Origin of the sequence: Mesobacillus sp. AQ2 (assembly GCF_030122805.1) — a bacterium.
In the GTDB taxonomy this organism is placed as follows: domain Bacteria; phylum Bacillota; class Bacilli; order Bacillales; family Cytobacillaceae; genus Mesobacillus; species Mesobacillus oceanisediminis_A.
Genome location: NZ_CP126080.1, coordinates 357,312 through 379,988 on the forward strand (window position 1 = coordinate 357,312; position 22,677 = coordinate 379,988).

At 43.5% G+C, this 22,677-nt stretch carries 21 protein-coding genes; 15 read left to right on the forward strand and 6 right to left on the reverse strand.

Annotation, left to right across the window (positions count from 1 at the left end; translation table 11 throughout):
• Nucleotides 1–157: 157 nt before the first annotated feature.
• The gene (locus tag QNH36_RS01865; RefSeq protein ID WP_283904535.1) at nucleotides 158–571 is read left to right on the forward strand and encodes an SMI1/KNR4 family protein; all 414 of its coding nucleotides are present in this window, start codon (nucleotides 158–160) and stop codon (nucleotides 569–571) included.
• Between the two features lie 153 nt (nucleotides 572–724).
• Here the strand turns inward: QNH36_RS01865 and QNH36_RS01870 are convergent, their stop codons facing one another.
• The 3 genes from QNH36_RS01870 to plsY form a co-directional block, all read right to left on the reverse strand.
• On the reverse strand, nucleotides 725–1,465 hold the full coding sequence (locus QNH36_RS01870; RefSeq protein ID WP_283904536.1) for a hypothetical protein: 741 nt from the start codon (nucleotides 1,463–1,465) through the stop codon (nucleotides 725–727).
• 116 nt (nucleotides 1,466–1,581) lie between these two features.
• Entirely contained in the window at nucleotides 1,582–3,057 is a 1,476-nt protein-coding gene (gene putP, locus QNH36_RS01875) for a sodium/proline symporter PutP (protein WP_283904537.1), read from the reverse strand.
• Between the two features lie 190 nt (nucleotides 3,058–3,247).
• On the reverse strand, nucleotides 3,248–3,862 hold the full coding sequence (gene plsY, locus QNH36_RS01880; protein WP_283904538.1) for a glycerol-3-phosphate 1-O-acyltransferase PlsY: 615 nt from the start codon (nucleotides 3,860–3,862) through the stop codon (nucleotides 3,248–3,250).
• A gap of 279 nt (nucleotides 3,863–4,141) precedes the next feature.
• Here plsY and QNH36_RS01885 point away from each other — a divergent pair, with 279 nt between their 5' ends.
• The 9 genes from QNH36_RS01885 to QNH36_RS01925 all read left to right on the forward strand — a co-directional run bounded on the left by QNH36_RS01885 (nucleotide 4,142) and on the right by QNH36_RS01925 (nucleotide 14,646).
• A complete protein-coding gene (locus tag QNH36_RS01885; protein ID WP_251544513.1) occupies nucleotides 4,142–5,083 on the forward strand; it encodes a diacylglycerol kinase in 942 nt (313 codons plus the stop codon).
• Nucleotides 5,084–5,446: 363 nt separating this feature from the next.
• A complete protein-coding gene (locus tag QNH36_RS01890; protein WP_283904539.1) occupies nucleotides 5,447–5,998 on the forward strand; it encodes a cysteine hydrolase family protein in 552 nt (183 codons plus the stop codon).
• A 122-nt stretch (nucleotides 5,999–6,120) separates the two neighbouring features.
• Nucleotides 6,121–7,596 carry a nicotinate phosphoribosyltransferase gene (locus QNH36_RS01895; RefSeq protein WP_144480388.1) on the forward strand — a complete coding sequence of 492 codons (1,476 nt, stop codon included), beginning with the start codon at nucleotides 6,121–6,123 and terminating at the stop codon, nucleotides 7,594–7,596.
• A 120-nt stretch (nucleotides 7,597–7,716) separates the two neighbouring features.
• A complete protein-coding gene (locus tag QNH36_RS01900) occupies nucleotides 7,717–8,775 on the forward strand; it encodes an ATP-binding protein (RefSeq protein WP_283904540.1) in 1,059 nt (352 codons plus the stop codon).
• Between the two features lie 116 nt (nucleotides 8,776–8,891).
• A complete protein-coding gene (recQ, locus tag QNH36_RS01905; RefSeq protein WP_283904541.1) occupies nucleotides 8,892–11,024 on the forward strand; it encodes a DNA helicase RecQ in 2,133 nt (710 codons plus the stop codon).
• A 538-nt stretch (nucleotides 11,025–11,562) separates the two neighbouring features.
• Nucleotides 11,563–11,985, forward strand: coding sequence for a hypothetical protein (locus tag QNH36_RS01910; protein ID WP_144480382.1), 423 nt, complete (start codon nucleotides 11,563–11,565; stop codon nucleotides 11,983–11,985).
• 48 nt (nucleotides 11,986–12,033) lie between these two features.
• Nucleotides 12,034–12,987, forward strand: a complete 954-nt coding sequence (locus QNH36_RS01915; protein ID WP_283904542.1) for an ABC transporter permease subunit — start codon at nucleotides 12,034–12,036, stop codon at nucleotides 12,985–12,987.
• Nucleotides 12,980–13,870: an ABC transporter permease subunit gene (locus QNH36_RS01920; RefSeq protein WP_283904543.1), complete on the forward strand. Its 891-nt coding sequence runs from the start codon at nucleotides 12,980–12,982 to the stop codon at nucleotides 13,868–13,870. The genes QNH36_RS01915 and QNH36_RS01920 overlap by 8 nt, the downstream gene beginning before the upstream one ends.
• Nucleotides 13,871–14,193: 323 nt before the next feature.
• A complete protein-coding gene (locus QNH36_RS01925) occupies nucleotides 14,194–14,646 on the forward strand; it encodes a BsuPI-related putative proteinase inhibitor (protein WP_251544519.1) in 453 nt (150 codons plus the stop codon).
• A 12-nt stretch (nucleotides 14,647–14,658) separates the two neighbouring features.
• On the opposite strand, the gene QNH36_RS01930 is transcribed toward QNH36_RS01925, so the two are convergent.
• The gene (locus tag QNH36_RS01930; protein ID WP_251544520.1) at nucleotides 14,659–14,934 is read right to left on the reverse strand and encodes a hypothetical protein; all 276 of its coding nucleotides are present in this window, start codon (nucleotides 14,932–14,934) and stop codon (nucleotides 14,659–14,661) included.
• A gap of 124 nt (nucleotides 14,935–15,058) precedes the next feature.
• Here QNH36_RS01930 and QNH36_RS01935 point away from each other — a divergent pair, with 124 nt between their 5' ends.
• A complete protein-coding gene (locus tag QNH36_RS01935; protein ID WP_251544521.1) occupies nucleotides 15,059–15,394 on the forward strand; it encodes a DUF3221 domain-containing protein in 336 nt (111 codons plus the stop codon).
• Nucleotides 15,395–15,436: 42 nt separating this feature from the next.
• Here QNH36_RS01935 and QNH36_RS01940 read toward each other — a convergent pair whose 3' ends face one another.
• Complete coding sequence (locus QNH36_RS01940) at nucleotides 15,437–15,787, reverse strand: hypothetical protein (protein ID WP_283904544.1); 351 nt, start codon at nucleotides 15,785–15,787, stop codon at nucleotides 15,437–15,439.
• 271 nt (nucleotides 15,788–16,058) lie between these two features.
• Between QNH36_RS01940 and QNH36_RS01945 the strand changes: the two genes are divergently transcribed.
• Together QNH36_RS01945 and rlmD are read left to right on the forward strand one after the other, a co-directional pair.
• Nucleotides 16,059–16,385 (forward strand): hypothetical protein, encoded by a 327-nt coding sequence (locus QNH36_RS01945; RefSeq protein WP_283904545.1) that lies wholly within the window; start codon nucleotides 16,059–16,061, stop codon nucleotides 16,383–16,385.
• Nucleotides 16,386–16,614: 229 nt separating this feature from the next.
• The gene (gene rlmD / locus QNH36_RS01950) at nucleotides 16,615–17,994 is read left to right on the forward strand and encodes a 23S rRNA (uracil(1939)-C(5))-methyltransferase RlmD (protein ID WP_283905360.1); all 1,380 of its coding nucleotides are present in this window, start codon (nucleotides 16,615–16,617) and stop codon (nucleotides 17,992–17,994) included.
• A gap of 127 nt (nucleotides 17,995–18,121) precedes the next feature.
• On the opposite strand, the gene QNH36_RS01955 is transcribed toward rlmD, so the two are convergent.
• Nucleotides 18,122–19,864, reverse strand: coding sequence for an ABC transporter ATP-binding protein (locus QNH36_RS01955; protein ID WP_144480365.1), 1,743 nt, complete (start codon nucleotides 19,862–19,864; stop codon nucleotides 18,122–18,124).
• A 329-nt stretch (nucleotides 19,865–20,193) separates the two neighbouring features.
• Between QNH36_RS01955 and QNH36_RS01960 the strand changes: the two genes are divergently transcribed.
• Both QNH36_RS01960 and QNH36_RS01965 read left to right on the forward strand, forming a co-directional pair.
• Nucleotides 20,194–20,862: a Type 1 glutamine amidotransferase-like domain-containing protein gene (locus tag QNH36_RS01960; protein WP_144480363.1), complete on the forward strand. Its 669-nt coding sequence runs from the start codon at nucleotides 20,194–20,196 to the stop codon at nucleotides 20,860–20,862.
• Nucleotides 20,863–21,520: 658 nt separating this feature from the next.
• Nucleotides 21,521–22,435, forward strand: a complete 915-nt coding sequence (locus tag QNH36_RS01965) for an EamA family transporter (protein WP_283904546.1) — start codon at nucleotides 21,521–21,523, stop codon at nucleotides 22,433–22,435.
• Nucleotides 22,436–22,677: the final 242 nt, after the last annotated feature.

Sequence of the window (22,677 nt, forward strand, 5' to 3'; positions counted from 1 at the left end):
CGTGGGAAGCCGGTCTGGTGCTTGACGATGATATTACAGAAGATTTTGGTTGAAGAGGTTCCGAATGAAGTGGTCTATGGAATATTTTAAGAAAAGCAGTCTGGAAAAGTCATTGGGCCGGTTCAATAACGTTGATTAAAATTCAGGAGTTGTGCTCATGTATAAGGGATTTCTGCAAAAAATAGACAAGCTTTATAATGATGACCGGAAAAAACTCTGGACTGGCACGATTCTGTATGAAGACTGGTGGCAAACAAATATCCAAAAGCCTTTGAATCTTGAAGAATTACATTCACTCGAAGACGAAATAGGCAATATGCCGAATCACTTTAAAGAATTCCTGTTAACGTCGAATGGATGCTACTTGTTTGATATTTTAAGGGTCGCTGGTAAACAGAATGGTTATAGAGGTATGACCATTGAGGAACAGATTCATCAGCCAATCTCATTTCGGAATATTTCGCCTTACTCACGCAATACAAAACACCTGGATGGCTTATTTGTATTTGCGGATTCGATGCTCACAGGCACATTTTTCGCATTAACGAAGAAGGTCAGATACTTCAATTAGAATTAAGGAACTTTAAGCCTATTAATACCTATCAAACTCTGATGGAATTGCTTGAAGCAGTATACGAGGCAGGCGAGAGGCTGGTTATTAACAAAGAATATCTGGATTTTGAATAAGAAAACAAAAGGCCCTTCAATCAGGGCCTGATTTAGATTATTGCCGGTCACCATGCGTCAATATTCTGATCAAAGATTCCTTATCCTCGACTGTCTGCTGAAGAAATTCTGTATTAAAGATCAAGTATATTGGTGCTGTATATATTCGAAGCTCTGGATAATGTGTCTTTTTCAATTCCTCCATATTATCTGATATCTGAAAGGAATCAAGCTTTTCCTTTACCTCTTCAGGAATGTCGAACTTTTCTGACTCTCCACGTGGAACAATTGCAAGGACAGCAAGTTTTTCAGGATCCTTTGATAAAAAATCATATAGGGGTGGAAGTTCTTCGATATCTAGCTTCACATAGTAAGTACTAAATTCCTTTCTCCATATTGCTTTTATCTTAAAATAGGTTCTTTCCATGTACGGGTTTTTTGGAATGGGAATGCTGGTCCCTTTAACAATCTTCTTTTCCATGCCTGGTAATGTAATTATCTGGCTGATTAAAATAGAATCAGGCTCTATTTCTGGAGGAAATGAGACTTCGAGTGTTTCTCTTTCCTTGACCTTTGATGGATTCATGCCAGCCATGGCTTTGAGCGGATCCATTTTCTCCGTCTTGGTGCCATGCCAATCATATTGGCCGAGAATTTGTGGAATCTCCTGTCCATTCACCGTTACGATTGGTACAGGCGGCTTTTCCTCTTTATATAATTTGTAGCGGTCCATGGCGATCAATACGGTCAAAAGCAATATGGTTGATGTTCCATAGAATAGCAGCTTTCTCTTCATCATTTTCCCCTCACGCTTAAGTGGTCACTATATGAATTCTATTAAGAATATGTAATTTCCTGTAAGATTTTATCGGAATGTAAAAAAACCACAGAGAAAGATCTCTGTGGTACCAGATTTTACGATTTTAAATTTTTAACACTCATATCGAATTCTTTTTCGATTTCAGGGTTTGGTCTATAAGTAACAAGGCTGATGACTACGGAAATAACCAGGTTGATGATAAAGCCCGGTACGATTTCGTACATGACATCGCTCAGGCCGAGATTACTCCAGATAACTACTGTTGCTGCACCGGCAACCATACCGAAGATCGCGCCCCAGTTGGTCATCTTTTTCCAGTAGAGGCTTAGCAAGATGATCGGTCCGAACGCTGCACCGAAGCCTGCCCATGCGTATGCAACAAGTCCAAGGATTGTATCGTTCTGAACCCAGGCAAGGGCAGCAGCGATAATCGCTACAACCAGTACCGCGATACGTCCGAAAAATACGTATTGTTTATCAGATTTTTCTTTTTTGAATAAAATCTTGTATAAATCCTCCGTCAGTGCGCTGGAAGTAACGATCAGCTGGGACGAAATCGTGCTCATGATTGCGGCAAGGACGGCTGCGAGCATAAGTCCGGCAAACAATGGATGGAAGAAGATTTGCCCTAGCACGATGAAGACTGCCTCAGGGTTATCAAGCTTGACATCCGGATTCTGCGTGAAATAAGCAAGACCGATCAACGCTGTCAACACCGCTCCGATCAAGGAGAAGATCATCCAGCCCATTCCGATTCTTCTCGCACTTGTTGTTTCTTTTATTGATGTGATTGCCATGAAACGGGTGATGATATGTGGCTGACCAAAATAACCAAGCCCCCATGCTGCCGTTGAAATGATGCCCAGCACAGTTGTACCTTTAAATAAATCAAGCAATGCAGGGTCGATCGATCGGATTGTATCGAACGTTTCTGCAGGTCCCCCTGTTTTCGTGAAACCGATAATCGGCACTAGCAGCAGGGCGAGAAGCATCATCATACCCTGGATGAAATCTGTGTAACTTACAGCCAGGAATCCGCCGAATAGTGTGTACGCCACAACTACCGCAGAAACAAGCAATAAGCCGGTATGATAATTAAGGCCGAACGAACTCTCGAAGAAAACAGCCCCGGCGACCATTCCGGAGGAAACGTAGAAAGTAAAGAATAGAAGAATAACAATACCGGATACAATTCTTAAAAGCTTTGTATCATCTTTAAAACGGTTTTCAAGGAAGCTTGGAATCGTGATGGAGTCATTCGCAACATGTGTGTATGAGCGGAGTCGAGGTGCTACATAAAGCCAGTTGAGATACGCGCCTACGGTCAATCCGATGGCAATCCATGCACTTGCTAAACCGCTTACATAAATTCCCCCAGGAAGGCCCATCAAAAGCCAGCCGCTCATATCAGCCGCACCGGCGCTTAGCGCTGTGACTGCCGGACCGAGCGATCTGCCGCCAAGCATGTAATCAGTCAGATTGCTTGTCTTTTTGTAGGAATACCAGCCGATATAAAGCATCGCGGCCATGTAGATTCCGATGGCAATGATTTGATACATTTCATTGGACATAGTCTTTCCCCCTTTGTTATTGTGAAAAAATATTAAAAAAATATTGCTAATACAATTAATATTCTATCATTTTACGTAAATGATTAACAATCTATTTTTTCGCTAAAAAAGTTATTCCATAAATAGTAATTTACTTTATTAATATATTTATAAAAATAAGAGACCATGGTTGGGCAACCATGGCCTTTCGTCAAAAGTTCTTAGGGGGAATGCGGTCTCCCTTCACTTTTTTATCATTGATCTTTGGTTCTATGCCGTTAAAGAAGTTCTGCAAGTTTGAACGGTGCAGGAAAATTAATAAAATAATAAAAGCAGTGAAAAGAAGCGGCTCATTGATATCGGGAGAGAAGAACGAATAAATCAGCATCGCGATTCCAACTGAAATAGAGCCCATAAATACATATTTGGTAAGGAAAATAACGGCAAAAAATGTCACATAGACGGCCAGGAACATCCCGATATTAACAATCAGCAGGGCACCAGCTGTCGTGGCGATTGCCTTGCCACCGCGGAATCCGGCGAAGATGGGGAAACAGTGGCCAACGACCGCAATCAATCCCGCATACAAAGGTTCAAGCGGTACATTGAAAGTTAGCGGAAGTGAGGCCGCCAGCATTCCTTTTGCCACATCAATCAACAGGACAATGATTGCAGCTCTTTTGCCCATTACCCGCAGTGTATTGGTGGCGCCGGGATTTTTGCTGCCGTGATCCCTGATATCCACATGGAAAAAGTATTTGCCGACCAATAATGCGGTCGGAATCGAGCCAATTAAATAAGCAGCCAGGAGAATCAGCCAGATCATAAAAAGTCACCCTTTTAGTCAAGATTAGAGGTTCTGGTGTATTGTAAAATTATGTAACCATCCTTTCTGTATTGTAAAAAATAAATGGTATGATTGAAAGAGTTTTTCTGAAAAATACGATAGTTAACACTTTGATTAAATACTGAGTTTCTTTTTGGCAAATAGGTGTAAAGTAGTTTATGATATATCCGGTAGTATCCGGGAGATTGCCTGGATGAGAAATATGAGCTATGATGTAAAATGATGGAATCAAAAACCATATTAAGTAGGATGATGGGTATGAAAAGAGCAAGAATCATTTATAATCCGACTTCGGGCCGTGAAGTTTTTAAAAAGCATCTTGCGGAAGTTCTGGTGAAGCTGGAGAATGCCGGCTATGAAACATCATGCCATGCAACGACATGCGAGGGTGATGCGACGCAGGCTGCCAGGATTGCAGTCGAGCGGAAATATGACCTCGTGATTGCGGCTGGTGGCGATGGAACGATCAATGAAGTGGTCAATGGAATCGCCGAGCAGGAATACCGCCCGAAAATTGGCGTCATTCCAGTTGGCACAACGAACGACTTTGCCCGCGCACTGCATATTCCGCGGGATATCGAGGCAGCGGTCGACATCATTGTAAAAGGCGAAACGATCCCGGTCGACGTTGGCCGGATCAACGATAAATATTTCATAAATATCGCAGGCGGCGGCAGGCTGACTGAGCTGACATACGAAGTTCCAAGCAAGCTCAAGACGATGCTCGGCCAGCTCGCATACTATTTAAAAGGAATCGAGATGCTGCCATCGATCAGAGCATCTGAAGTGACAATTGAGTATGATGGCAAGCTGTATGAAGGCGAGGTCATGATGTTCCTCGTCGGGCTGACGAACTCTGTCGGCGGATTTGAGCGTCTGGCACCGAACTCATCAATCAATGACGGGATGTTCTCGCTGTTGATTTTGAAAAAGACTAACCTGGCTGATTTTATCAGGATTGCTTCACTTGCAGTCCGTGGCGAGCACATCAATGACCCGGGTGTAATATACACACAAGCCAACCGGATCAAGGTGCATTCGAAGGAAACAGTCCAGCTGAATCTCGACGGAGAATACGGCGGAAACCTTCCAGCCGAATTCGAAAACCTGTTCAGGCACATCGAAGTCTACGTGCCGCTCGACGAAATCCGTCCAGAAGACCGTCCGGAGAACCTGGAATTGAACTTTAAAGCAGAATGATTGGAAACCACTCCTGGTTGGAGTGGTTTTTTTGTGGTTTGGAGTAGGGTATAGGAGGATATTCCTTGGAAAATGATTATATTCCTTAAAAATGAAAATATATTCCTTAAACCTATCGATTTATTCCTGAGAAAGCAGGATATATTCCTTAGATTTTGGTTTTATTCCTATATCAAAATAAATCGATGTATGCTGATCAATATTTAGCTGTGATCAACCATTTTTACTGACAACCTCTGATAACTAAATCAGGCAAGCCAATATAGATGTACCAAAAGCCCGCCATTCGAAATGAAAAATTTGCCTGAAAATCATATTTGGATGAAAATAAAAGATAATAAGATAAAAGGATGTGGATACATAATGGGGAAGAAAGCGTTGATCAATATCGACTATACGTATGACTTCGTGGCGGATGATGGGCGGCTGACTTGCGGTGTGCCTGGCCAGGCAATTGAAGAGAATCTGGTTGGCGTGACGCAGGAATTCATCAAGAATGGCGATTATGTTGTTTTCGCGATTGATGTCCATGATGAGGGGGACGAGTTCCATCCGGAAACAAAATTGTACCCGCCACATAATATCCGCGGCACAAAGGGCAGAGATTTGTTCGGCAGCCTTCAAGAAGTTTATGACGAGAACAAACATCTGGACCATGTGTATTTTATCGACAAGACAAGGTATTCTGCGTTTGCCGGTACGGACCTGGAAATAAAGCTGCGCGAGCGGGGCATCACGGAAGTCCATCTTGTCGGGGTATGTACGGATATTTGCGTGCTGCATACAGCGGTCGATGCTTACAATAAGGGATTTAAGGTTATTGTGTATAAGAATGCGGTGGCTTCTTTTGACCAGGTCGGGCATGAATGGTCACTTCGTCATTTTGAGAACACGATTGGGGCAGAGGTCAGGTAGGATATTGAATACGTGGTTTTGGCAGGGAAAACGGTAAAAAGGTAAGTCGGTTTTCCGTGTTTTTAAAAGCATCCGTGCAATATCCATGATGAATTAGATGCAGTTAATTTGGAGGTTTTTTGATGAGTACGAAATTCACAGATGATAGTTTAATGCTCCATACGGACTTATATCAGTTAAATATGATGGAAACTTACTGGCGTGACGGCGTCCATAATCGCCGCGCGGTGTTTGATTTGTTTTTCCGCAAGCTTCCTTTCGGCAATGGATATGCCGTTTTTGCAGGCCTAGAAAAAATCATCCAGTACATCGAGAACTTTGGCTTCACAGAGGATGATATTCAGTATTTAAGAGAGGAAGGAAAGTTCGGAGAAGATTTCCTTGCTTTTTTACAAGATATGAAATTCACTGGCTCGATCCGTTCTATGCAGGAGGGGGAGATTGTTTTTGCCAATGAGCCGCTGATTCGGGTGGATGCTCCGCTTGCTGAAGCGCAGCTGATTGAAACTGCGCTGCTGAACATTGTCAACTACCAGACATTGATCGCGACAAAGGCTTCCCGTATCAAGCAGGTGGTGAAGGATGAAGTGGCGATGGAGTTCGGTACGCGCCGGGCGCATGAACTGGATGCGGCGCTCTGGGGCACTCGCGCTGCCTATATCGGAGGTTTTGATTCGACCAGTAACGTACGTGCCGGCAAGCTGTTTGGAATTCCAACCGCTGGGACTCATGCGCATTCCATGGTTCAGGCTTACAAGGATGACTATACCGCTTTTAAAAAATACGCCGAAACGCATAAGGACTGCGTATTCCTTGTTGATACGTATGATACTCTAAGGTCCGGTGTGCCAAACGCAATTAAGGTTGCCAGGGAATTTGGCGACAAAATCAACTTTATCGGGATCCGCCTCGACAGCGGTGACCTTGCGTATCTTTCCAAGGAAGCACGCAAATTGCTGGATGAAGCAGGATTTAAGGATGCAAAAATCGTGGCCTCCAGCGATTTGGATGAATACACAATCATGAACCTGAAAGCCCAGGGCGCAAAAATTGATATTTGGGGAGTGGGCACAAAGCTCATTACCGCCTATGAACAAGCTGCGCTCGGCGCTGTTTATAAAATCGTTTCAGTCGAGCAGTCTGATGGAAGAATGGAGGACACCATCAAGATTTCCTCGAATCCTGAAAAAGTGACAACGCCTGGAATCAAAAATGTGTACAGAATCATCAACAAAGCCAATAATCGTTCTGAGGGGGACTACATCACACTTGAAGGCGAAAATCCGCAGCAGGAAAAGCGCTTGAAGATGTTCCACCCGGTCCACACGTTCATCAGTAAGTTTGTCACCAATTTTGATGCAAGAGATTTGCATCATGATATTTTTAAGGAGGGCAAGCTTGTGTATGAACAGCCAAGCCTGGATGAAGTCCGCAAGCATTCAACATACTGCCTCGGCGTTCTTTGGGAAGAATACACACGCATGCTTAATCCAGAAGAATACCCAGTGGACCTCAGCCAGAAATGCTGGGACAACAAGATGCGCAATATAGAAGAAGTGAGAGAAAAGGTCATGGAGATGACTGGCGAGAAAATGTAATGGTGAGGGCTGCTTCCTGAGGGGGAGGCAGCTTTTTAAATATATCCTGCGAATATGAAGGATTTCCCCTAGGAATAAAGAATTATTAGAGAACGAATCTTCTGCTAAGGGTGTTGCCGTGTGAATGACCAGAAGTGCAAGGTGGATTACGAACAGTTCATTCCAAGAGAAACGGGCTTTATTTTCAAGTTCGAAAAGAAAGACAATACCTTCATTCATACGTTTATTGAAGGCAAACTTCTCGGAAAAATGGGTCTTTGCCCAGAATTAATTGAGGGAAAAACTTTATTTGAGTTCCTTCCGGCTGAACATGCTCTCCGTAAGGCAGCTTTTTATGAAAAAGCTTGGAACGGGGAGCATGTCAACTATGAAGGGAGCATAGGAGGAATCCACTACTTGGCTGTCTTGAATCCTGTCCTGCAAAACGGAGTGACGGTGGAGGTAATCGGGACGTCGATCGACATTACCAAGGAAAAAACGAGAGAAAAGCAGGTCCAGCAGATGGAGAAGCTTTCCGTAGTTGGTGAATTGGCGGCAGGCATAGCACATGAAATCCGGAATCCTCTAACATCACTTAAAGGTTTTGCGAAAATCATCAAAGAAAGTGTGTCGGACCAAACTTTATTGCCGTACCTGGACATTATGCTGGATGAGATGGACAGGATCAATGAAATCGTCAATGAGTTCATGTTCATTGCGAAACCAAGTGAACATGTCAATTTTCAGCAAACAAATTTTAATAAGCTATTACAGGAATGCATTCACTTTATGGCACCTCAGGCCAACCTTAAAAGTATTGAAATAGAGCTGAATTCCGATTCCGAAGTTTTCTTGAATTGCGACCGCAAGCAAATGAAACAGGTGCTGATTAATTTGCTGCAAAACTCAATCGAGGCGACAGAGGACAACGGACATTTTATCGAAGTAAGGCTCGAAGAAATGGGCACGGATTCTGTTTCGGTAACAATCATCGATAAGGGCTGCGGAATTGAAAATTCAAGGTTCAACCGGTTGTTCGAACCGTTTTATTCAACAAAAGAAAAAGGGACTGGGCTAGGGCTGATTACCTGCAAGAGAATCATCGACCTCCACCAGGGCCGTATTGATATCAAGAGCAAGCTTGGCGAAGGAACAACCATCAGGATTTGTTTACCAAGGTTACTGGATGGAAAATCGTAAAATAAAAAGTGCTTTGCTCCTATTCGGGGCAGGGCACTTTTGCTGTATATCTGTTACAATGAAAGAGTATTTCCCCATCATTCCCCCACTTTTTTTCACTGAAAGGAGCCCGCAAAATGCTGCAAAAAGCCCATGAATTATTGCAAAACCATTTTGGCTATTCCTCATTCCGCCGAGGGCAGGACCAGGCAATCACCTCGGTGCTGGAAGGGAACAATACGGTCTGCGTCATGCCGACCGGCGGAGGCAAGTCGATCGTCTATCAAATCCCGGCACTCGTGCTGCCAGGAACGACCATTGTCATCTCTCCGTTGATTTCTTTGATGAAGGACCAGGTGGACACACTCATCCAGCACGGAATTCCGGCGACGTATATCAACAGTTCGCTGACTGCCGGCGAAGCCGCCAGCCGGATGGATGACGCCAGGAACGGAAAGTACAAGCTGTTATATATCGCTCCCGAGCGGCTTGGATCCTGGGAGTTCATCGATGACTTGCAGGACATGGAAATCCCGCTGATCGCTGTCGACGAAGCGCACTGTATTTCCCAGTGGGGACACGATTTCCGACCGAGCTATCTGCAGATTTCCGGCCTGGCTGACCGCCTGCCTAGAAAACCGATTGTGCTCGCCTTGACGGCAACCGCGACACCAAAGGTAAGGGAAGACATTTGCGCCTCGCTGAAAATAAACCCTGAGAATACAGTGATTACAGGGTTCGAGCGCAGCAACCTGAGTTTTTCTGTCGTAAAGGGCCAGGACCGACAGGCCTATTTAAGAGATTTTATCAAAAAAAATGAGAAGGAAGCAGGCATCATCTATGCGGCGACACGGAAGAATGTCGACCAGCTATATGAGTGGCTGCAGAAGGAAGGCTTCAATGCCGCCCGCTATCACGCAGGAATGAATGATGATGACCGGAACCGCGAACAGGAGCGTTTTTTACAGGACGAAGCCACTGTGATGGTCGCGACGTCGGCATTCGGGATGGGCATCGACAAAAGCAATATTCGCTATGTCCTCCATTTTCAGCTCCCTAAAAATATGGAGAGCTACTATCAGGAGGCTGGCCGTGCCGGTCGTGATGGCCTGGACAGTGAATGTGTGGTGCTGTATTCGTCCCAGGATGTCCAAGTGCAACGCTTTTTGATTGACCAGTCTGCGGATCGTGAACGGATTGCGCCTGAACTGGAAAAACTGCAGCAAATGGTCGGCTACTGCCATACGGAGGAATGTCTGCAATCCTATATCCTCCATTACTTTGGCGAGAGTGATGCGGAGCCGTGCGGTCGCTGCGGCAATTGTACCGACTCCCGTGAAACGGAGGATGTCACGAAGGATGCGCAAATGGTGCTGTCGTGCATCATCCGGATGGGCCAGAAATACGGCAAGGCAATGACGGCGAATGTTTTGACCGGTTCGCGAAATAAGAAGGTGCTCGAATTCCGGCTAGATAAACTGCCGACGTACGGATTGATGAAGAATAAGAGCACGAAGCAGGCGAATGACCTGATCGAGTTCCTGATTTCGCAGGAACTGATTGGTGTAGAGCACGGAACTTATCCGACGATTTATGTCCCGGAAAAGGGGAAGGATGTTTTGCTCGGCAAGACCAAGGTGTTCAGGAAGGAAGCGGTCCGGGTCAAGCAGGTTTCAAATGATGATCCGTTATTTGAAGAACTGCGGGAATTGCGGCGAGAGATTGCTTCTGCTGAAAAAGTGCCGCCATTTGTGATTTTCTCAGATTCCTCACTGAAGGATATGTGCCTGAAGCTGCCGCTGACGGATGGAGAATTCCTTGGTGTGGCTGGAGTTGGAGAGCATAAGCTGCAGAAGTATGGCGCACCATTCATTCAGCGGATCATCGAGTTCTGCGAGGAGCACCCAGAGCGTCAGCCCGTGATGAATGCAGTAGCTGAGCCGGTGAAGAAACCGGCGAAAAAAGCTGTTGGCGATTCTCATCTCGAAACCTACAAGCTGCATCAGGAGAAACTGTCAGTGGCTGAAATTGCCGCCAAGCGTGAATTGGTGGAAAGCACGGTCGAAAATCACTTGATTCAATGCATCCAGCAGGGAATGGAAGTCGACTATGACGTGCTGATTCCTGCTGAGTTTATAGCTGACCTGGAGCAAGCCGTGGCAGAAGCCGGCCGCGACAGGTTAAAGCCAATCAAGGAACTGCTGCCAGAAGAGGTCAGTTATTTTATGATCAAGGCATTTTTGTATATGTCAAAAAAGAAGGTACATTAAGATGAGACGAAGCCAGGGGGCTTCGTCTTTTTTCATGTTATCCACTTTATCCAGGGGTTTTGTTGTCAGTTCGGTAACATAAAGAAGTGAAATGTTCCCCGTTAATTGAGGAGAATAGGAAACGGGTCACATAAAAAGAAGATATGTGCCCGGTCAGGGGAGGAAAGGGAGAAACGGGTCATATAAATGCCGGATATGTGCTCGGTCAGGGGAGGAAAAGGGAAAACGGGGCACATAAATGCTGGATATGTGCCCGGTCAGGAGCGGAAAGGGGAAAACGGAGCACATAAATGCCGGATATGTGCCCGGTTAGGTGTGGAAAGGAGAAACGGGGCACATAAAGAAACGATATGTGTTCATTTAGGTGAAGAAAAACAGGTCAAAATAATGCAAATAAAATACAGTTGATTTCCAGTCAAACCTACTCTCCAACAGCAAGAATCCTATTACTCTAACAAGGTCAAAAGAAAATAACACTTTTCAGAAAAATTAAAAATGGTAAAATATAACTGATGACTAATATAGGGCTGGTGTGAGAATGCATCCGATTACTGTTATTGAGATTTTGTTGGCATTGGGTCTGCTTTTGCTGATTTTAGGTGTAGGTTATTTTTTGCCGCGGAACAGGAGAAAAACTGTAATCAAGATTGTCTTGATTGTAATAGTGCTAGAGCTGGCCTTTTTTGGAGTCCGTCCATTATGGATTGACTATCATCGTGAGATCAAGACGGAGCAGCTGTCTGAATATCTAAACAAAAGGTATCCGGGGGAAAAGTTCGAGATCAGTTATCCGACCAGCAGGAGCTATAGTCCATATCAGATGCAAGTCAGGTTCGCCAATGAGCCAGGCTGGATTTACTCTTATTTTGTCAATAAGGATGAAATCAAGCAGGTGGATATTGGGGTTCCCGATGTGGAGCTGCCGGAAGAAGGCGATCATTATGAGGATTTGGGAGATTGAGAGAAAGATAGTTGGAATATATTAAAATTAAGTCCATCAGGAGGCTTCATGGTTTATTTTAAAAAGGCAATCGAGCAGTTTGTATTGTGGATTGTCTGTGTATTTTTGTTCATCGGGATTTTGTTTTTGCCGGTTACGACGGAATACCAGACTGGTCAGGGCGGACAGTTTGAATCCGCAAGCTATCAGTATGAATTGGACAAGCACATTGCTAATATCAAAGGTTTCTTTACGTATATAAAAGAAAACCCTGACCTTGGAGAGTTTGTCCCTGGCGAATCGTATGGCCACCGGATTGCGGGCAAGGCCTGGAAAAGCCTGCTTTTGATTGTTCCGACTTTGATTTTTGCTTATATTTTTGGCATCCTAAAAGGGATTTTTGATTTCCGGATGCAAAAAAAGAAGCTGAACTTCCTTGGGAATGGGACGACTTGGCTGTTCATCTCCATGCCGGATCTCTTTTTCATCATCATCATCCAGATTGGATTGATGTTTTTATATGAAAAAGGTCTGTTTTTCCATGTAACGTTATATGGAAGTGAAAAGCTGGAAACCTATATTGTTGGCATTCTATTTTTGCTCATTTATCCTGTATTCTACCTTGCGAATATCACGAATGTGAGCCTACAGGAGCAGTCGGGGAATGATTATATCCGGACTGCGAGATCCAAAGGGACATCCGGCGTGAAAATATTGTTCATACATATTCTGAAAAATTCGTTTCCAAGGATTCTGGCGCATGCGAATACGATTACACTCTATGTATTATCGAATCTATTTATTGTAGAAAAATTGATGGATTTTCAAGGGGCGGCGGATGGCCTGTTTAATGCTGTCCTGAGGGGCACAGGCTTCAAGGTCGGGATGGAAATCATGGTGGACGGGATCTCGGCAGCAGGTTACACAGTCTTTTTTGCCTCCATCATTTTGGTCTCGAATCTGGTAACCCAGATCTTTAAAAGTCTGGTCACTCCGGTTTCGCAAGAGGTGGACCATGAATAGATCACTACTTTTTGGCTTATTCATTTTGTCTTTTCTAGTGGTCATTTCATTTATCGCTCCATATCTTCCGTTCGTGGATACCTCGTTAAAGGAAACAGTGATGAGGCAGAAGGAAGGAGGAGGGTTTGAGCTTCCTCCGTTCGCGCCATCTGAGGATCATCCAATCGGCTCGGATGCGAATGGCGTGGATTTATTGAGCAGGGTGCTGCTGGGTACGAAAGAAACGCTGTTAACGATCCTGGCGATTGTCTTGATTCGCTATATCATCGCGGTTCCGCTGGCGATGGCGAGTTTTTATTCGCGGTTTTTCCGGAGGGTCCTGATTCTTTGGAATCGGTTATTCTCCTTCATGCCGCCGATTTTCTTTGTGATTCTTATTCTCGGCACTCCGTTCATTGTGTTTTCAGGTAATCGATATCTTTGGATCTTGCTCGTTCTCGCGGTAATTGAAGTAGGGCGGGTTGCGGATATTTTTTATCAGGGCATGGTGGATATCTCGAAGAAACCTTATGTCGAAGCGGGGATCGTCTCGGGCTCTTCACCGTTGACGATGCTGAAAAAATACTACTGGCCGCCGTTAAGACCATTTTTTATCGTCCAGTTTTTCTCTGACCTTGGAAGAACATTGTTTCTCATCGGCCAGCTGGGCATCGTCGGAATTTTTCTTAGTGTCAAATTCGTTTCCCAGCTCGATGGTGCCTATCAGGCGGTGAACACGTCCAATGTCTGGCCAACCTACTTCGTGAACATTACCAACCATATCTGGTCACATCCATGGCTGCCGATTACCGGAACTGTTGCCATCGGGATTACCATTTTTGCATTCTCCATGACCAGCAGCGGGCTCCAGAAGTATTTTGACAAAAAGTATAAGAGAGGTTAAACGAGGGAGAGGTGCAAATGCACTTCTCTTTTTGTTTAAGGCTGTTTTCGTAATGATTGTTGTTAAAATCCTAAAGCCGATTTTAACGTGAGAATAAGTCATTTTGTAGTTCGGAATTAAGTGTGCAGGCTCTTTTCTCTTAATCGGTTTTAATTTTGTGAAGAAATATATATCATTCAATCCAATTTTGCAGCCAAGAACAACAAAGTTTGAGAAAAGAGCCTTGTTTAAAAAGGATTCATTAAGTTAATCAAAGAGTGTAACCTTTTTAACCGTTCTCCTGACAAATAAATAAAGAGTTTCATCAACAGGAGGATCGGACAATGAGAAAGTTATGGATAATATTGCTGATGGGTTTGCTGGTGACCGGCTGTGGTACAGGAAACCAGGTATCGAATAACAATAATGAAGAAAAAGGAGGTGCCGGAATCGTGGCGGGAGAAATGGCTGCAAGTATAAAAGAGGATAGTCCGCTGGTTTTTCAATATGAAGTGAAAAATCAGACGGAACAGGAAGTGACCCTGGAATTTACGAGTTCCCAACGTTACGATTATTCGGTCGAGACAAAGGATGGAAAGGAAATCTTCCTATTCTCAAGTGTCGCCAACTTCTTACAGGCTTTAGGAGAAGAAAAAGTAAAGCAGGGGGAGACGTTGAGCTATGAAATCGACCTTCATGAGCTATCCCTGGATAAAGGTGACTATATCCTTTCTGTCTGGATGACGCCGAAGGAAGGAAAAAAGTTCAGGGTGACAAAGGAATTTTCTGTTGAGTGATGAATCTCCAAGTTACATTAAAAATTGAATCATGGCGAATGTGATGGAGATGATGCTAATTCCAGTTCCAACAATCCATTTGATCAATTGGATCTGGTTTTGGCTCAGTCTTTTTTCAAGGTCTGCAGCGGCTACGACTTCTTTATCAGCCAGGATCTGGTTTACCAGGGCCCGAACATCATCATGATCCAATTGTGGTTGTGAGGAGTCTTGAATATGATCGATCAAGGCTTCCAGTTCCTCTATTTTTAACTCTAGTTCTTTTATTTTAAGCTTTAAATTATCCATAGTATTCATCCTTTGCTTTTTCCATATTCTATTCGTAAAAAGAGATAAAGACGGGGCTTGTACCTAATCGAACCGTTTTAGAAATGCCCAAACTGCGGCCTTCAGATAAAAAGGGAGAATCGAAATGAGAACAATAAAAAAGGGGATTCTAATGCTGTTTCTGCTGGCTTTAAGCCTTGCAGCCTGCTCGAATGAGCTGATATCTGGCGAGGGTTATATTTTAGAGGTAAGCGATGAGGCAATTCTAGTCGTAAAAAACATAAATCAGGAAAGATATAATGAAATCAAAGATGTTCCCGGTGACTCATTAATCGACCAAGGAGGATTGGAGTTAATCTGGCTGGAATATGAGGCAGCGGATAGGTTACAAAAAGGCGACCATATTGAGTTCTGGATTGAAGGCAGTATCAGGAAAAGTTATCCAGAGCAAGCCACTGCAAAGAAAATAGAACATAAATAAGATGTGAAATCGAAAGCTGATCAAAAAGTTGGCTTTCTTTTTTTATGGAATGAAAGATTCCGTTGTTTTTGTCAGGACTTTGATTCCGCCCGCTCCTTCTATTGCTGCACCGATGGATTGTATAAAGTCCGAAGAGATGATGATTTTCTGCAATTCTCTCAGTTCATCCTGATTGAAGGTAGACAGTTCTTTGCTGACAGCTAAAGCTTCGATTGTCTGGCCGATTGATTGGATCCATACACCAGCAACAATTTCGCTTTCTCCATCTCTGTCGTCTTTCAGGGCATATAACCTGGAAAATAAAACCGCTTCTGTAATTTGGGCTGCTGCCTGAATGCAGAGGGAGATAGAAATCTGCTTTTCAATTTGGGCAATCAACTCCTCTTTGCTCAAATCGCTCTTCTCTTAATAAAAGTAATCCATTTTGCATTTCCTCCAGTCCATCGTGCGGATACTCAATTATATTCATATGAAGGAAATCGGCTATATAGGGAAGTGCCTAAAAGGTAATGCGTGTTCAGTAAGGAGCAGGAAGAAAGCAAATTCATAATTACAACATAGTGCCCAATTTCAACAAATTTAGGCGATTGCACTATGTGATTTGCCTAAATCAACATAAGGTGTTAAGGGAACATATTTAAGACCCATTGAGAGGAGTGCTTGCATGTATACAGATACAATGAATGCCCATTTTGTACCAGAAGTGAGAACCTTCGTAGCTGGTGGTGGACTGGGATCGTTAACTGGGTTAATGCAGCCTGGAGGATACGGTTACCAAGGAGGACCAGGCTATGGTGGCGGATTCGGCTATCCGGGATATGGCCAATATGGAGGATTGGGTCCATACCATGGAATGCCGTGGCACGGCGGATTTGGACACCATCACCATTGGCATGGAGGACCATGGCATGGAGGAGGTCCCGGATACCCTGGAGGACCATGGCATGGGGACCAGCCGTGGTTTGGCGGCCATTGGTATGGCCGATATTGATTTTAAAACTTTCGAATAGAGATTAAGTTGAAAACCCTGAAGAAAAGCACAGCGAATCTATTCCCATTCGTTGTGCTTTTTTACTTAGGTGTTAAAGTAGATATCTATGAGTGACTAATGGGTCTTGGTATAAATGCAAAGTATGAAAGTTGCGGGCCGGCGTTTCGCAATCACACCAGCAATATGATAAAATCTGACTAAGCTAATTCACAGCAAAGGACTTGAAATGATGAGCAAAACAATTCCTGTTAAAAAAAATGATTATATAGATGTAGAATTTGAAGATTTGACGCATGAAGGAGCGGGTGTGGCCAAGGTCGATGGCTACCCGATTTTTGTCCAGGGCGGACTCCCTGGCGAAAAGGCAACAATCAAAGTGACCAAGGTGAACAAGGGCTACGGTTTTGGGCGCCTGATGGAGATTCTTGTAAGAAGCACCTTCCGTGTTGAGTGTCCGGCAGAGGATGCCCATAAATATGGAGGCTGCCAGCTGCAGCATATCAGCTATGAAGGCCAGCTGAAGTATAAGGAAAACCAGGTGAAACAGGTACTAATGCGGATCGGCAAGCTTGAGGATGTTGTAGTTCATCCGATTCTTGGAATGGACAACCCGTGGCATTATCGGAATAAAGCACAGGTTCCAGTTGGCGAGAAAGATGGCAAGCTGATCGCAGGCTTCTTCAAGCCGCGCAGCCATGAAATTGTCGATACGAATGAAAGCCTACTGCATCTCCATGAAATTAACGAAGCTGTCCAGGCAGTAAAAGAAATCGCCAGCGATTTGGGAATCCAGCCATATAATGAGGAAAATCATAAAGGTGTGCTTCGCCACATCATGACGAGATATGGACGCCAAACTGGTGAGTTGATGGTTGTTATTGTGACGAGGACCAATGAAATCCCGCATAAAAACCAGCTAATTGAAAAGATTATCGCAAAGCTGCCTAAGGTAAAATCAATCGTCCATAACATCAACTCGATGAAAACGAATGTAATTATGGGAGATCAAACGAACTTATTATGGGGCAGTGAAGTTATCTACGACTATATCGGTGACATAAAATTCGCGATCTCAGCGCGATCATTCTATCAGGTGAACCCTGAGCAGACAAAGGTGCTTTACGACAAAGCGCTCGAATACGCCGAGTTGACAGGGGAAGAATCTGTCATCGACGCCTACTGCGGCATTGGCACAATTTCGTTATTTTTAGCGCAAAAAGCAAAAAAAGTATTCGGCGTGGAAATCGTTCCCGAAGCCATCGAAGACGCAAAACGCAATGCCCAGCTGAACGGCATCACAAACGCTGAATTCGCAGTCGGAGAAGCCGAAAAAGTCATCCCGGCATGGTACGAAGAAGGCAACTCTGCAGATGTATTAGTAGTTGACCCGCCACGCAAAGGCTGCGATGAAGCACTGCTGCAGACCATCATCGACATGAAACCGAAGAAAGTAGTTTATGTGTCATGTAACCCAGCCACCCTCGCGAGAGACTTGCGAATCCTCGAAGATGGCGGGTACATGACGGTTGAAGTCCAGCCAGTTGATATGTTTCCACAGACGACGCACTGTGAAGCTGTTGCGAAAATAATTTTGAAAGAAGGCAACTAACCCTCTGGGCGTTGTCTTTTTGTTTGTTGAATGGAATTCCGACTAAGAAATTTTCGTTTTTAGATCTTAGGCTTTATAAGCTGGAAAAAACTCGGCCGTTTTTTATAGAGCCGAGTTAACAAGAAAATTACCATATCGATTCAAACTGTTTGGAGTAGAGGTTTGAATATGCTCCATGCTTTTCAAGCAGCACATCATGTGTTCCTTCTTCGACAATACCCTCCTCAGTCAAAACGATAATCCGCTGTGCGTTCCGAATTGTTGAAAGGCGATGAGCAATAACGAGGGTTGTTCGCCCTTTTGCGAGCAATTCCAGTGAGTCCTTAATGATGCTTTCGCTTTCGTTATCTAGTGCACTCGTTGCTTCATCCAAGATAAGGATTGGGGGATTCTTAAGGAACACGCGGGCAATGCTAAGCCGCTGCTTTTGTCCGCCCGAAAGCCTGACCCCCCGCTGACCAATTTCAGATTGGTAACCGTTCGGCAGCTTCATGATAAAGTCATGTGCATTAGCGGACTGGGCCGCAAAGATAATTTCCTCATCACTTGCATTGGGATTCCCGTATCGGATATTTTCCATTACCGTTCCTGCAAACAGGTACATATCCTGTTGAACGATACCGATGTTTTTTCTTAATGAATAAAGATCGATTTCACGGATATCAATTCCGTCCAGCATTACCTTGCCGTCAGTGACATCATAAAAGCGGGGGATAAGAGAGCAGAAAGTCGTTTTTCCTGCACCCGAAGGGCCGACCAAGGCAACATATTCTCCCGGTTTTATTTTAAGCGACATATTTTCCAAAACATGATCCAAATGGTCTTCATAACGGAATTGAACATGCCTGAATTCAATTTCACCAAGGACTTTCTGGAGGCTCACGGCATTCGGTTTGCTTTCGATTGCGGGCTTTAGATTCATAATTTCCATAAAGCGCTGAAAGCCGGTGATGCCTTCCTGGAGTTGTGTGCTCATATGAACCATTTTTTGAATCGGTTCCAGCATAAAATTTATATACAACAAAAAAGTAAGTAAATCTGCTAAATCAAGTGTGTTTTTTACAATACTGGCACTGCCGAAAATAATAACTGCAATCGTAATCAGCTGGATAAATGTTTGTACCCCATTGTAAAAAATCGCTTCTGCTTTATAGAAGGCTATCCTGCTTTCAAGGAAGAGGTTATTTTCACGAGTAAACTTCTTAATTTCCACCTTTTCATTGGTGAACGATTTTACAACGCGGATGCCAGCCAGACTATCCTCCACCTGAGCGTTTACGTCGGCAATCCTTTCTTTGTTTCTTCTTAATATCCTGTTTTCAATCTTGTTGAGCTGAAAAATAAAAAAACCCAAGAACGGCAAAAAGCAAAATACAATAATCGTCAAGGGGGCATTAATGAAGAACAAGATGACAAACGCCCCGACTAAACGAACCAGGTATTTTAGATAATCTTCAGGTGCATGATGGTATAGCTCTGAAAGCATCAACAGGTCGTTCGTAATCCTCGACATGAGCTTGCCGATTTTTTCTTTATCGTAAAAACTGAAAGAGAGTTTTTGCATGTGCTCAAACAGTTCGCTGCGCAGGTCGCTTTCCATGCGAGCGCCTAATTCATGTCCTTTAAAGTCAACAAAGTAATTCGCAAGATTTTGGATTGCGGTTAGAACAAGCATCAGCCCGCCAATCCAAAACACTTTATTTAATGCGATTGATAGGTTCCCTTCAAGGACGTCCTTTGTAATATACCTTACGAGAAGTGGAAACAACAAAGACAAGGCGGAGACGATAAAGGCACATGCCAATACGGACAAAAACAATTTTTGATAAGGTTTATAATAAGAGAAAAATTTTTTGACTGAAGAATCCATGAGTTACCCCTTTATGTGTTATTTAAATAAACACATATAAGGGAGTACACCGTAACAATTAAAGAAGTGTTTCCCCCTTATATGTTTGTACGGTTTTGTTCATGATGTTTCTCATTGAAATTCCTCCTTAATGGTTGATAAGAAAATTATAATCTAATTATTTGAAATAAGTACAGAATATTCTTAAAATTATTGATGAAATGTCCCTATGTCACCTAATCTCAGATTGGCTCTTGACCAGGCAAAACTGTTTTAATAGAGTCTGCAGCCACATTTTAGAAGTCAGAACAAATAAAGGTCAGACACACCCAAAGAGGAGGAGTTGAATTGTGAAATTTTTGCTTACATCTGCAGGCATTAATAACAAAAGTATACATGAAGCGTTGGTTGACATGCTGGACAAGCCGATCGCCGACTCTAACGCCCTGTGCATCCCCACCGCGATGTACGGACACCCCTGGGTTGGCCCCGGCGTCAAAGCTTGGGAGTTCATCAGCGGGAAAGAAGATAATCCTATGGTCGACCTGGGCTGGAAATCTGTCGGCATTCTGGAACTCACAGCACTACCAAGTATTAGTGAAGACCGCTGGGTGCCGTTGTTACAGGAGACGGACGTCCTGCTGGTCGCGGGAGGCGACGCCCTCTACCTGGGTTACTGGATGAAGCAGTCCGGATTGGCGGACCTCTTGCCGTCACTCAACGCAGTCTATGTGGGGATGAGCGCCGGTAGCATGGTGATGGCACCTAGAATTGGGGACTTCTTCGTTAGCTGGACTTCGCCGAGCGGTGGCGATGAAACGCTGAGTATGGTCGATTTTGCAATGTTCCCGCATCTGGATCACGAGATGCTGCCGTATAACACGATGGCTGCTGCAGAGAGATGGGCCGCTGGGATGCAGGGGCCGGCATATGCAATTGATGATCAAACCGCCATCAAAGTGATTGACGGAGAGGTCGAAGTTGTCACTGAAGGGAATTGGATACTTTTTACGCCATAATCTTACTACGCTGCTAGCATCTGGGATGCACCCCCAAATTCACCGAGTACTACAGTTCAATAATGAGGTATTCATCGAGATTCCGTGCAAGTACAGTTGCGGAGAATAGAAGACTTCGGTTTTTGTTGATACTTGATCGACTTGAATGGTGACAACCTAGCAGTGATGTATTCGGAGATCATATTCGTAAAATATTAAAAAACTCACCAGGCACCTCAACTGTTGCCACATACACTCAACGCATGTGGAGTGTGTGGCGCAACTCATTTTACAAGAAGGCAACTAACCCTTACTGGAGTTGCCTTTACATGTCCTGTAAAGGATTAACGAGGCTTTAATGGATATGAATATCGCCGTCTTTATTGGAAGTTATTATTGTCGTTATTACAGGTGCAGGCAGCGGGCTAGGTGCTTCGCTGACTAGAAAGTATTCTGAACTGGGCTGCCGAGTGTGTGTTTTTTTATGAAATGTTACTGAGAATCCTACCATCATTATACTTGTTGACAATTTTACTTGGCTGATTATATACTTTTACTGAATTGAATAATAAAACTTTTTTTAGTTTGTGGATTTTTCTAGAGAAACTCTATTTTCGCCACACAATTGCCTTTTTGGCAGTTGTGTGGCTTTTTATTTGTAAAAAAGGAGGGGAAGATTTTGAAACATTGGCATTATGCATTAATTGTTTTTATAGGAGGAAGTTGTTATGGAGTATTATCAACATTTGTCAAATTTGCATACTCAGCTAACCTTTCAGCACCTGAGGTTACAGGTGGACAATATTTTTTTGGAGCAGTATTGATTTGGATCATTTTCCTATTTACTAAAAAGATAAAATTTACTTTTACTCAAACATCTAAATTGCTATTATCCGGAATTCCATTTGGCTTAACATCTTTATTTTATTACCAGTCTCTTCAAAGACTTGATGCTGCATTAGCCATCGTTTTTTTATTTCAGTTTGTCTGGATTGGTACAGTTTTTGATTGGATATTTAATAAGAAAAGGCCTTCCAAAGAAAAGCTTGTTTCTATAACCATTCTCTTAATTGGTTCAGTTTTAGCAGCAAATATTGTTTTACAAGAGGGAAGTGTTCCCTCATGGCAAGGGGGAATTTGGGGATTGCTTGCTGCTGTTTCATTTACTGCTTCGGTTTTTTTGAGTGGTTCAGTCGAGAAGGATATTCCGCCAGTGCAAAAAAGTGCTCTTCTTTCAACTGGTGCATTAATAGTTGTTTTTGCATTGTATCCGCCAACATTTCTATTCGACGTTTCTGTGTTATCGAACTTGGCACCATATGGGCTGCTGCTTGGTTTGTTTGGAGTAGCTCTTCCGCCACTTTTATTTTCAATTGGAATGCCGCATATTGGACCAGGACTTGGCACCATATTAGTAGCTTCTGAACTTCCGGTAGCCGTTACATTGTCTTCATTCGTTTTGCTGGAGCATATAAGCTGGACTCAGTGGGTGGGAGTATTACTCATTTTAATTGGGATTGTAAGTGGAAATATTAAGAGTGACAAAGGGAAGTGTAAATCTTTTAATAAAGAAATACTAGCCCATGAAATGTAGACATCACATATTCCTATAAAGGGGTTTTAAAAACTTAAAGTGTTGCCATTCAATCAATGATTGTAGAGTGTGTTGCGCAAATAGAGTTAAAGTAGCTTGGTATCAAAGGTTTTAAGCCTTTAAATTAAAAAATTAAAGTATGTTTTATGTTCCCTCAGACTGTTGGTTTGGGGGATTTTGTTTTGTAGAATCTTGCTATGAGGAAGAAACTAGGATATTTGCGATGGCGTTCCAATAAAATT